The organism is Oecophyllibacter saccharovorans, assembly GCF_006542375.1.
GTDB lineage: Bacteria > Pseudomonadota > Alphaproteobacteria > Acetobacterales > Acetobacteraceae > Oecophyllibacter > Oecophyllibacter saccharovorans.
In genome coordinates, this window is record NZ_CP038143.1 from 800,330 (window position 1) to 811,875 (window position 11,546).

The 11,546-nt window shown below is 63.4% G+C and carries 9 protein-coding genes; 5 read left to right on the plus strand and 4 right to left on the minus strand.

The window, feature by feature from the left end; translation table 11 throughout:
• The first annotated feature begins 44 nt into the window (after nt 1-44).
• Complete coding sequence (locus tag E3E11_RS03465) at nt 45-308, plus strand: hypothetical protein (protein ID WP_141451206.1); 264 nt, start codon at nt 45-47, stop codon at nt 306-308.
• A 32-nt stretch (nt 309-340) separates the two neighbouring features.
• Here the strand turns inward: E3E11_RS03465 and E3E11_RS03470 are convergent, their stop codons facing one another.
• From E3E11_RS03470 to E3E11_RS03480, 3 genes are all read right to left on the minus strand, one after another.
• Nucleotides 341-961: an NAD(P)H-dependent oxidoreductase gene (locus E3E11_RS03470; RefSeq protein ID WP_141452092.1), complete on the minus strand. Its 621-nt coding sequence runs from the start codon at nt 959-961 to the stop codon at nt 341-343.
• Nucleotides 962-1,167: 206 nt separating this feature from the next.
• A complete protein-coding gene (locus tag E3E11_RS03475) occupies nt 1,168-2,538 on the minus strand; it encodes a YncE family protein (RefSeq protein WP_195804978.1) in 1,371 nt (456 codons plus the stop codon).
• Nucleotides 2,539-2,853: 315 nt separating this feature from the next.
• Nucleotides 2,854-3,687 carry a creatininase family protein gene (locus E3E11_RS03480; protein ID WP_195804972.1) on the minus strand — a complete coding sequence of 278 codons (834 nt, stop codon included), beginning with the start codon at nt 3,685-3,687 and terminating at the stop codon, nt 2,854-2,856.
• A gap of 183 nt (nt 3,688-3,870) precedes the next feature.
• Here E3E11_RS03480 and E3E11_RS03485 point away from each other — a divergent pair, with 183 nt between their 5' ends.
• The gene (locus E3E11_RS03485; protein ID WP_231118982.1) at nt 3,871-4,509 is read left to right on the plus strand and encodes a DUF2721 domain-containing protein; all 639 of its coding nucleotides are present in this window, start codon (nt 3,871-3,873) and stop codon (nt 4,507-4,509) included.
• 29 nt (nt 4,510-4,538) lie between these two features.
• On the opposite strand, the gene pstS is transcribed toward E3E11_RS03485, so the two are convergent.
• A complete protein-coding gene (gene pstS, locus E3E11_RS03490) occupies nt 4,539-5,627 on the minus strand; it encodes a phosphate ABC transporter substrate-binding protein PstS (protein WP_231118983.1) in 1,089 nt (362 codons plus the stop codon).
• A gap of 337 nt (nt 5,628-5,964) precedes the next feature.
• Here pstS and E3E11_RS03495 point away from each other — a divergent pair, with 337 nt between their 5' ends.
• From E3E11_RS03495 to E3E11_RS03505, 3 genes are all read left to right on the plus strand, one after another.
• Nucleotides 5,965-7,797 carry an OmpH family outer membrane protein gene (locus tag E3E11_RS03495; RefSeq protein ID WP_141451209.1) on the plus strand — a complete coding sequence of 611 codons (1,833 nt, stop codon included), beginning with the start codon at nt 5,965-5,967 and terminating at the stop codon, nt 7,795-7,797.
• A 216-nt stretch (nt 7,798-8,013) separates the two neighbouring features.
• Nucleotides 8,014-9,402 (plus strand): NAD-dependent succinate-semialdehyde dehydrogenase, encoded by a 1,389-nt coding sequence (locus tag E3E11_RS03500; RefSeq protein WP_141452095.1) that lies wholly within the window; start codon nt 8,014-8,016, stop codon nt 9,400-9,402.
• A 315-nt stretch (nt 9,403-9,717) separates the two neighbouring features.
• Complete coding sequence (locus E3E11_RS03505) at nt 9,718-11,481, plus strand: hypothetical protein (protein ID WP_141451210.1); 1,764 nt, start codon at nt 9,718-9,720, stop codon at nt 11,479-11,481.
• Nucleotides 11,482-11,546: the final 65 nt, after the last annotated feature.

The window sequence follows — 11,546 nt, forward strand, 5'->3', positions numbered from 1 at the left end:
AGCCCTCTGGATCAGCTACCCCGGTTTCAGTGAAGGAGTGCCTCATGCGCGAAAAATATTATGGCCAGAAAATGTGGCTGGCCGCCGTCGACGGCCTGCTTGACCAGGCCGATATGCAGTTGAATGCGCCGGCCACGCTTGAGACTTTCCTCGGCCACGCCACACCGGGCGAGAAACTGGCCCTTGAAAAATTTGTAAAAGCCCATGGCCTGCCAGCGCTTGAAACGGCGCTGAACGGCTACCGCAGCATCCTGCGCCTGAAGGCCGAAGGGCTGAAAGCTGATATCAGCCGCGAAGAAAAGGCCTGAGGCCTTTTTCCCTTTCCGGCCTGCGCCAGGTTTCAGGCCGGGCTGTGGGCGGGAAAGACCTTGTCAAGATGGGCCTTGTAGCGAGCGTAATCCTGCTCGATCTGCGGGTCCTTGATGACATCATTGAGCATGAAGGTCGGCAGGGGTGCCATCCCGAGGAACTGCTGCGCCTTGTGCATGGGGAAATAAACCCCGTCCACCCCCTTGCCCTCAAAAAAGTCTTTCGGATCGGTAAAGGCTTTCTGGGGCGCGTTCCACGTCACTGACAGCATGTATTTCTTGCCCTGCAGCATGCCACCGCTGCCATACAGGCAACTCGGGTCGGAGCGCGTGCGCCCGTCATTGCGGTAAAGCCTGCCATGGCCTGCCGTGAAGACATCATCCATGTATTTCTTGGTCGTCCACGGCACGCCCATCCACCAGGCGGGCGTCTGCCAGATCAGCGCATCGGCCCAGAGAATCTTCTCCACTTCCTCTTCAGGATCATAGGCATCAGGCGCGCCGGCCTTGCCGAGCGGGGCAATCCGCGTCTGGCGCACCTCATGGCCGGAAGCGGTCAGGTGGTCATGAGCGAAATCTGTCAGGCTGTCATTGAGCTGACCGGCAGAATGGCCGAATTTCTGGCCCCCATCCAGGAGCAGGATCTTTTTCATGAGTTCTGTCATATCCGAAAATCCGGTCTCCGCCTCAAGACCCCAGGCCAGGCACTCGGGCAGAAACCGCTGTGAACCCTGAGTCAATCGGAAAGCCGGGAAAGCGTCAATAAATCAAATCGGGGCAGGAGTCTGTAAGCCCCTTCCCCGATCAGAAAACGGTGTTTCCCGCACCTGTCGTGAAGCCCTCCTGTCAGGCCAAGCGTTCAGCGCATGATGCCGGTATGGCCGATGCTGTAACGCCCGGGCTGCGGCCAGACCGTAAGCCCATGAGGTTCTGCGCCGACCGGAACCTTTTTCATCTCGCCCGTCTGGGTATTGATGTCATAGACAACATCGTCAAAGCGTCCTGAAAGCCAGAGATGCTTGCCGTCCGGCGTGACATTGCCCATGTCGGGGCTGCCGCCGCCGGGGATCGGCCAGGTCGTGATCACCTTGTCGGTTGCAAGATCGATCACCGTGACACCGCCTGCCTTGGAATGGCGCGGGCCATGCACCATGTGCGAGCCGCGATTGGCCACGTAAAGGCGGGTTGCATCCCGGTTGGTATAAAGGCCATGCGTGCCGACCCCGGTGGGAATGAAGCCGGTTTCCTTGAACTTGTCACCATCAATAGTGAACACGCCGTCAGCATGCATGTCAGCCACGTAGAACTTGTGGCCGTCAGGCGCTGCAATCACGTCCTGGGGCATGCCGCCCTTGGAGAGCTTCAGCATGCCCAGCAGCTTGTGGTTGACGGTATCGACCTTGGCCATGTAGCGCCCGAATTCGCAGGTGAACAATGCGTAGCTGCCATCGGCCGAGAAGGCGGCATGGTTGATGCCTTCACACTTCGGCACTTCCACCGACTGGTGCAGCGCCATGGTGTGGGGATCGCGGAAGTCGAGGCGGCGCTTGGCTTCCGCCACCACAATGGCTTCGTGGCCATCAGGCGTAAAATACATGTTGTAGGGGTCATCAACGTCAATCGCCTTGCCGGGCTTGCCGGTTACCGGGTCGATGGGCGTCAGGGAGCCATCGGCATGCCCTTCGCTGTTGTTGGTCACCCACAGCGTCTTCAGGTCCCATGAGGGAACCACATGCTGGGGCGAGCGCCCCACCTTGAACGTATCCACAACCTTGTCGGTGGCCGGATCAATGACTGACACGCTGTTGCCGCGCAGGTTGGGCACATAGATGCGCGTCAGGTGATTGGCAACGGTCGGCGACATCTTCTCAGGGCCCGAGGCCTCGCTGTAGATGTTCCGCGCATCGATCACCGGCGGCATGTCGGGAATGGTCTGCACCTGAGAGGCAGGCGCTGCCTGGGAAACAGCCGGAGCGGCCTCCTGGCTTTCCTTAGGCGCGACACCGGTTGCCCCGGTAGAAGAAGCATCCGGGGCAGCCTCATTGGCGATGGTTGGGGAGATGACCGAAGAAACGTCAGCGGGCGAAGAAGCGGCGGGCGCTTCCGCGCTGCCCGACCCGGCTTCCGGCGGCACGTCCTGCGCCTGCGCGCCGGCTGTCGCCAGTCCCAGCAGAGCGCCGGCTGCCAGCAGGGCCAGCCTGAAAGGCTGCGGCTTGAGCACTGCCGTCATGAACGGCTTTTTCAGCGTTTTCATCGCAAACATTCTGGAGGGCTCCTTCCCATGGATTGGCAGCCCCGGGATAAACACCTTCTGCCCGCAGAACGCGCAACCAGTGCCCTCAGGCTGCCTGGAACGCCTGTGCCAACCATCTGCAGGGGTTCCGGTCGATTTCCAAATTTTCACCCGGCACTATGCCCTGATTTCTGGCTGACGAAAAATGACAAACGGGCAATTCACCTCAGTGCTGGCAATTCCGACTAGGCTTGCTGCCTGTAAGCCACACCTGTGTCTCCCGGGAAGCACGGATATTTGAAGGGCCGGGTTTCAGGGGGCGGCACGCTCAAAAGCCGTGATGGCCTGCACCGTTTCGCTCACCTGCATCTCAAGTCCGCGCTGCCCCAGAGCTGCTGTGGCATGGCGCGGGTCACCGCCATAGACCCCCTGGGCCGTGCCGGGCTTCTGCGGCGCAGCTGCAAGCGCCTGCTGGCGTACCAGGCTGGGGTCGGCTGCCAGCATCAGCGCGGTATCACTCAGCTCGGCATGCAGCCCCACCTCCGCCCCGTGCCCCTGGCGTTTCAGCCAGTCTGCATAAGCGCCGGGAATGATGCGGTAGTAGCCAGGCACGTAGAGAACGCGTGCGCGCGTGCCACGCCAGCGGCGATTGAGCGCCTGCGCCGCCTGAGCCAGGGCGCCCTGGGTGCCGCCATGGTCGCCCAGCAGCACGATGGTGGTGAAACCCTGGGCCTTCAGGCTTTCCGCAGCGCCTTCCACCAGCCTGACAAACACCTCAGGGGGAATGGAAAGCGTACCTGCGAACCGCATGTGCGACGTACGCGGCGAGGTGCCGCCTTCAGGCACATACCGGATCACCGGCGCGACAAGCGTTGCGATGCCCTGGCTGTCCAGCGTTTCAGCGATGCGGTCGGCCAGCAGCTCGGCCCGACGATTGTGCTTGCCCACAGCCATGTATGGCCCGCTCTGCTCCGTGCCTCCCACAGGCAGGATGACCGTATGCATCCCTTGCTTCAGCGCGGCATCGATTTCAGTCCAGGTCCGGCATTCAAGGGCGACTTTTGCGCCGGGCCCGCTGCAGACAGGCGTCTCCGCAAGCGGTGTGCTGCTCTGCGCCTGTGCCGTAAGGGCGCCTGTCAGCAACATCCCTGATGTCAGCAGGAGCAGCGTGGCGTTTGCGGCGCATCGGTTTCTCGGCTTTTTCCAGTTACTGACTCTCATCGCCCACCTCATTTCACCGGCCTCTCCTTATCCGATCTTAGGCGGAGTTATCCGCCCACCAGGCCCGGTATCTTGCCAGCCCCAGACGCCAGCCGATAGAAGACGCGCATGGTCGCCCCCCTTTATTCCGAGCTCTTTCCTGATTCGGGCAGCGTCAACAGTGCTGCGCATCTGATCCAGATGGCCCTGACGCCCGTGTTCATGCTGTCAGGCATCGGCACACTCATCAATATTTTCAACACTCGTCTGGCACGCGTTTCCGACCATCTCGAAGATGTCAACAAACGGCTGGCAGCCTTGGCCGCGCCTCCGCCTGCCGCTTCAGACAGCTCTTCCGGCTCTGACGCAGCCAAACAGCCCGCAAACGATCCCTACTATACCCCTGAGCGGCTTCGGCTGCACCAGGCGCGGCTGCGCACCCGCATTTTCACCCTGGATCTGGCCATTATTTTCTGCGCCCTGGGCGGGGCCTTCACCTGCGGGGCGGCGATGGCCCTGTTTCTGGGCACGCTGCGCGACAGCACCACTTCACTCTGGATGCTGGCCATGTTCGGCGCGGCCCTGGCCTCAACAGTGGCAGGGCTGATGTCCTTTCTGGCCGATACCCTGCTGAGCTGGCATGGCCTGCGCCGCGAAGACCAGCTGACGCTGCTTTCCAGCCTGCACGTGCCGGCTGTCAGGCACGCCGGCAGGCCCAACCCCGGAAAGCCCGAAAAGAAGGGCGATCAGGAAACGGACCCGCACTGATCCAGCCCGCCCGGCAGGAACCGCGTGGCTTAACGCGGCCAGCCGGCCAGGATGCGGGCCTGCACATCTGCAGGCAGCCCCACATAGCCCAGCCTTTCGGTCACCGCACCGCCCTGGGTCAGGCCCCAGTTGAAAAAGGCCCGCACGCCGTGGCCGGTCCGCGTAGCGCTCTGGCGTGCCGGCACCAGGGCATAGGTGGGGGTGACGATCGGCCAGGTCACTGCACCCGGGCGGTCAAGAAGGTCAACCGCGCCATTGAGGCCCGGGCCGATCTTCCAGTCAGCTGAAGCCACGGCTGATGCAAAGCCTGCCAATGTCGGCAGCACGTAATTTCCTGCCCGGTTTTTCAGCGCCACCATGTCGAGACGGTTCTGCGCCGCATAAGCATATTCCACGTAGCCGATGCTCCACGGCACCTGCCGCACGATCGCCGCCACGCCGTCATTGCCGCGCGCGCCATCGCCACCCGTCCAGCCGACCAGGGTGCCCGCCCCGAAGCGCTGGCGCCATTGCGGCGACACCAGGGAAAGATAGGAAGTGAACACGTAAGTGGTGCCCGAGCCATCGGCACGGTGCACGGCAGCGATCAGCTCATCGGGCAGGACCAGGCCTGGATTAAGCCTGCGGATACGCGGATCATTCCACCGCGTGATCACCCCGCCGTAAATATCGGCCAGCACTGGTCCATCCAGCCTGAGGGGCGCGGGCGTTGCAGGAGTGCGGGAACCGGCAGGCGCTGACCCGTTGCGGGGCAGGTTGACGATCACCACCACGCCGCTCATCACAGTGGGAAACTGATAGAGATGGGTCGCCTGCAGCTGGGCGGTCGCCATGGGTTTGTCAGAAGCGCCGAAATCCACCGTGCCGGCGATCACCTGGTCCTGCCCTGCACTGGAGCCGATGGCCTGGTAGTTCACCCCGATGCCGAGATCCCGCTGTACCGGCAGACTCCACCCCTGATAGACCGGCGCGGCAAAGCTGGAACCGGCACCGGTAATGGTGACGCCGCGCAGATTCTGCTCGACCGACTGCGCCGCCTGGGGCTCCAGCAGCGTATCAGCCTGCGCGCGCCCGACCGGACTGCCGGCCTGAATGAGTATGAGGGCAAGTGCAGCCACAAAAGCTGCCCTGCCTGATGCCTGATGCCTGCACGGTCTTTCGGCACCATGCCGGTCTGAACAGCGATCCCGCATCTTCTTCCCGCTCCCCTGCCCGCAGTGCCGCCCCGGACTGCCAGTCAGCCTTTCGCGTGGCTTGATGACCACAGTTTTTCCCACTTGTCCCATAATAGGGCTGCAGGGAGAGAATCCAAAGCCGGAACCACTGGTCAAGCAGAAGCTGGCGGGTTAATCGTTGCCTGTCCTTAACAAACCCGGCAGGTCGCCTGAAATGACACCTACGCCCCGTAACAGGACCGTCCCTCTACCCACCTGCTTTTATCAGCGCCGCTCCCGCATGGCACTGCCGCTTCTCTCACTCGGCAGCGTGGTGTGGGGGATGAGCGCTTTTATCCCGTTTCCGGGTTGTTCAGATACGGCGCAGGCCGCTGATACAGCCAGCATGATTGATCGCATGGAGCGCCAGATCACCGCCATGCAGGCCGAGGTCAAGGCGCTCAAGAAGAAACAGGCGCGCGAGCACCAGCAGCTCCAGGCTGAGCTCCAGCGCCAGCGCGCTCTGTTCGAAGCCGATCCCTACCGGCCGGCCCAGCAGCCGCTCCGCGCGCAGGCCGCCCCTCCTTTCCTGCCCCCTGATTCCCCGGCCGCACCGCTGCTGGCACGCACTGAAGAGGAAGCACGGGCAGAAACCCTGGCGCAGAAACACGTCGATCTCTTCGGTTTCTCAGGCGCCGACCTCCTGCCTGCACGCACAGCCAGCACCCCTTACGGCGAGCTTACCGCAACGCCACCAGCCCATCCCGACCTCTACGGGCCCCTGCGACGCGGGCAGCTGCAGATCGGCGGCATCCGCCTCACGCTCGGCGGCTTCATCGAGGCGACGGGCTTCTGGCGTTCCCGCACCATGGGTGCGGACATCGCCTCTTCCTATTCCTCCATTCCCTGGGCCAACCAGTCGGCTTATTACATGAGCTCCTGGCACCAGAGCGAGCGCCAGAGCCGCTTCAGCCTGCTGGCTGAAGGCATGATCACCCGGCGCCTGGAGGCGGACGGCTACGTGGAGGTCGACTTCCAATCCTCGGGCTCTTCCTCCAACTCCCGCCAGTCCAACTCCTATACCCTGCGCCCGCGCGTGCTGTACGGCGAGCTCAAGGACCGGCGCGACGGGCTGTATTTCCTGGGCGGGCAGGAATGGTCGCTCGTCACCCTGTTCAACAAGGGCATGTTCCCGCGCGACGAGCAGACACCCCTGGTCATCGAGGCCCAGTATGTGCCGGGCTTCAACTGGACCCGCAGCCCCCAGGTTCGCCTGCTCAAGACCTTCGGGCGTGAGGAGCGCTACGGCGCGGCCCTCTCCATTGAAAATCCCAGCGCTGTCATCGCGGGTCGCTACCCCGATACCCCCCAGCACCAGGTCACCGACCGGGTCAGCGGCACGGGCATCAACAATCCCGATACCTATTACGCCAGCGATCCGGCGCCTGACGTGGTGGCCAAGGTGGGCGCTGATCCGGGTTGGGGACATTATGAGCTGACGGGGCTCATGCGTTTCTTCCGCACCCGCAGCACCTGGGCGCGCCGCGCGCTGGACGGGGCGGTGACTTCAAGCCACGGCAGCAACAAGACCGTCCTGGGTGGCGGCGGTGGAGGGGGCATGGTGCTGCCGCTGATCGACAAACGCCTGTATTTCCAGGCTTCAGGACTGGTGGGGCGCGGCATCGGCCGCTACGGCAGCGCTGGGCTGGCCGACTTCACCTTCCGCCGCGGCGGCGCGCCCTCTCCGCTGCCTGAAGCCAGCCTGCTGCTCGGCCTTTACGCCACCCCTCTCAGCACACTTACGCTTTACGCCTATGCAGGGGCTGAAAAAGTGCTGAGCCGCCGCAGCTTCGATGCGGACGGCAAGCCTTACGGCTACGGCAACCCCCATTACGTCATGGCAGGCTGCCGCACGGAGCTCTCCACCGCCTGCGCGGCTGCCGGCAACATCCAGAGCGTAGCTCAGGCCACGGCGGGCGCGTGGTATACGGCAGCACAGGGGGATTACGGCAAGCTGCTGGTCGGCGCGCAGTATTCCCACACCACGCTGCGGGCCTTTTCAGGCATCGGCGGCAAGCCCCATACGGATGACGACATGGTGTTCTTCTCCCTGCGCTACATGCCCTTCAACTGACAGGCGCCTGCCCGGTTTTCCGCGCGGGATGCAGGCAGAAACGGGCAAAAACGACAGGAACGGAAAGAGTGAAGATTCCGGTTCTCTTTTCATGACAGGCTTGTTAGGTTGAATTGGGTACTGATCAAGTGCCCTATGAAATGTTCCTCATCCGGCCCCACTCAGATCCAGCAGTCAGATCAGGGCCGGACGAGGTCTCCAACTGCCGGAGCTGTCATCATGTATGCGACCACCAACCCCTATACGGGCGAACAGCTCAAGACTTTCCCCGATGCGACCGATGGCCAGATCGACCAGGCGCTGAGCGCAGGCCATAAGGCGTTTCTGACGTGGCGCAAAACCGATTTCGCCGAGCGCGCGCGTCTCATGACAGCCGTCGCCACCCTGCTGCGCCAGGAATGCGACACTCATGCCCGCCTCATCACGCTCGAGATGGGCAAGCTCTTTGCCGAGGCACAGGCGGAAGTCATCCTGGCTGCCGAAATCTTCGAATATTACGCCCGTTATGCCCAGGTGCTCCTCAACCCGCAGCATCTGCCGGTCGCAACCCCGCAGGAAGGCCATGCCTGGCTGGTCGCCCAGCCGCTCGGGATCCTGTTTGCAGTCGAGCCGTGGAACTTCCCCTATTATCAGCTGGCGCGCATCTCGGCCCCGCAGCTCTCTGCGGGCAATGTCATGCTGGTCAAGCACTCCTCGAACGTGCCGCAATGCGCGGCCGCCTTTGAGGCGCTGCTGCAGAAAGCAGGGCTTCCCGCAGGGCTGTACCAGAATCTCTATCTCAACCACGGCAGCATCGAAAAAGTGCTGAACGACCCGCGCGTCTGCGGCGTGGCGCTGACCGGCTCGGAGCGGGCCGGGCGCATCGTGGGCGGCATTGCCGGCAATGCGGGCAAGAAAGCCACCCTGGAGCTCGGCGGGGCGGATGCCTTCATCGTGCTTGATGATGCCGATGTGGAGAAAACTGCCCGCTGGGCCGCCTTCGGCCGCCACTGGAATGCCGGGCAGGTCTGCGTCTCCTCCAAGCGTCTGATCGTCATGGACGGCATTTATGACCGCTTTGTTGCCGCCTATAAGGCAGAGGTCGCCAAGCTCAAAGCCGGTGACCCGATGGACCCCGCAACCACGCTGGCACCCCTGTCCAGCCAGAAAGCCAAGAAGACCTTGCAGGCCCAGGTGGACCAGGCGGTGGCTGAAGGCGCGACCGTGGAGCCGATCGGCAGCCCCGTGCCCGAGAAAGGCGCCTTCTTCCGCCCCCTCCTCATGAGCGGGCTGGAAGGCAAGGAGGCCCGGCACCTGGAATTCTTCGGTCCTGTCACGCAGATCTACCGCGTCGCCACCGAGCAGGAGGCCATCGAGCGTGCCAATGATTCCCCTTACGGCCTCGGCGGCTCGGTTTTCACGCGCGACACGGTGCGGGGCGTGCGGGTGGCCAACCAGGTGGAAACCGGCATGATGTTCGTCAACCATCCCACCATGGTGAAGGCTGACCTGCCCTTCGGCGGTATCAAGGGTTCCGGCTTCGGGCGAGAGCTGATCGGCCTTGGCATCAACGAGTTCGTCAATCACAAGCTGATTGACGTGGTGGATATCGACGCGCCTTTCTGAGAAGTCCCCGCTCCTTTTTGTTGCCTCTGCAACAGCCCTTCCGTACCTGGAGGGGCTGTTGCATTCATGCAGCAGTCAGCGGGCTTGGTAGCGGGAAGACCCTAAAGAACGTGTTCCTCCCTTCCTTCAGGCCTTACACTGTCAGGGCTGTTTTCAGGCCGGGCTCCAACCGGCCCCTTCCCTGACGGTGATCCCCTGCTCATGTGTTGTTTGCTGGCCTTTTTATCACGGTTGTCGATCCTGAAAGGATTCGCACCGGCCGGCAGCCCCCCGGCAAGGGCTGAGCTGGGCTGCCTGGGGCGCGCAGCACTGGCAGTGGCGGTAGCTTCGCTGGGTCTCATGGGGCTGGGAAGCCAGGCACGGGCCCAGGGTGTATCCCCCCAGGCCATGATGGTGATGAAGAAGCAGATCGCCGCCCTGCAGGCCCAGCTGGCGACGATGGAACGCCAGCAGGCTGCCGAGAACAAGCGCGTGCGCGAAGCCCTCAAACGCCAGCGTGAATCGCTCGAAGCCGACCCCTTCGCGCCTGGCGGCGAGAACGTGACCCCGGCAGGGCTCAGCCAGCCGCGCCTGCTCAAGGAAGGCTCGCCGGCCGCACGCCTGGTGGACAGCAAGAGAATTCCGCGCTCGGAAAGTTTCTTTGACACCTTCGGCGCGCCCGGTGGCAATCTCGCCCCCTCACAGACCGCCGAAACCCCGTACGGCGAAATCACCGCTCTGCCCCCCTCCCATCCTGACCTTTACGGCCCCCTGCGGCGCGGGCAGCTGCAGATCGGTGGCGTCCGCCTCACGCTGGGCGGCTTCTTCGAGGCGGCGGGCATCTGGCGGCGGCGCACGACGGGCTCCGACCTCGCCTCCTCCTTCATGGCCACGCCCTGGGGGAACGAGCCGGCCTATCATCTGTCCAACTGGCAGCAGACCGAGCGTTCCAGCCGTCTCAGCGTGCTGGCTGAAGGCATGATCACCCACAAGCTGGTCGCTGACGGTTACGTGGAAATAGACTTCCAGGCGGCTGGCGCCTCGGCCAATTCCCACGAATCCGATTCCTACTCGCCGCGCGCGCGCGTCATCTACGGCGAGCTCAAGGACATAAAAGATGGCTGGTTCTTCCTGGGCGGGCAGAACTGGTCCCTGCTCACCCCCTACGGCCATGGCCTGCTGGCGCGCGACGAGCAGATTCCCATCACCATCGACACCGATCTGCTGCCTGGCTTCAACTGGACGCGCGCCCCGCAGCTGCGCGTGGTCAAATCCTTCGACCAGGCGGAAGACTACAGCCTCGGCCTCTCCATCGAATCCCCCAGCCAGGCCAGCTCTAATCCCAAACAGGCCTGGATCGCGCCAGGCCACCGGATCACCGACGGCGTCAAGGGCACCAGCACCAACAACCCCGATGCCGCCTATTCCGCCAACCCCTATCCTGACACGGTGCTGAAATTCGCCGCTGATCCGGGCTGGGGGCATTACGAGATCGCGGGCCTCATGCGGTATTTCCGCACCCGCAACAGCTGGGTCGGGGGCGGGCGCAACCAGACGGTTGTGGGCGGCGGCGGCGGCGGCAGCATGGTGGTGCCGATCATTCCCGACCGCCTCTTCTTCCGGGCGTCCGGCATGGTGGGCAAAGGTATCGGGCGTTACGGCAGTGCGGGCTTTCCCGATTATACCTTCGGCCGGCACGGCCAGCCGGTGCCGCTGCCTGAGGCAAGCCTGCTGGTCGGGCTGTGGGGCAACCCCACACCGGCTTTGCGCCTGTATATGTACGGCGGTGCTGAAGAGGTTCTGGGCCGCCGCAGCTTCAATGTCGGCACGGGAGCTTACGGCTACGGCAACCGGCGTTACGACATGGGCGGCTGCGGGGTGGAGCTGTCAACCAACTGCGCGGCTTCATCAAATGTGCGGCTTTCAGCTGAGGCCACGGCCGGCTTCTGGTATACAGCGGCGCGCGGCGATTACGGCAGCATCCTGGTCGGCGCGCAATATGCCCATAACTATCTCGAGGCCTTCTCGGGCTCGGGCGGCAAGCCCCACACCGATGACGACGTGGTCATGATGTCGTTCCGCTACATGCCGTTCAACTAAGTTTTCCCGTGACAGCTCCTTCTGCGCCAGAGTCAGCTGCCGAACACGTTGCCCACGCCCCACCA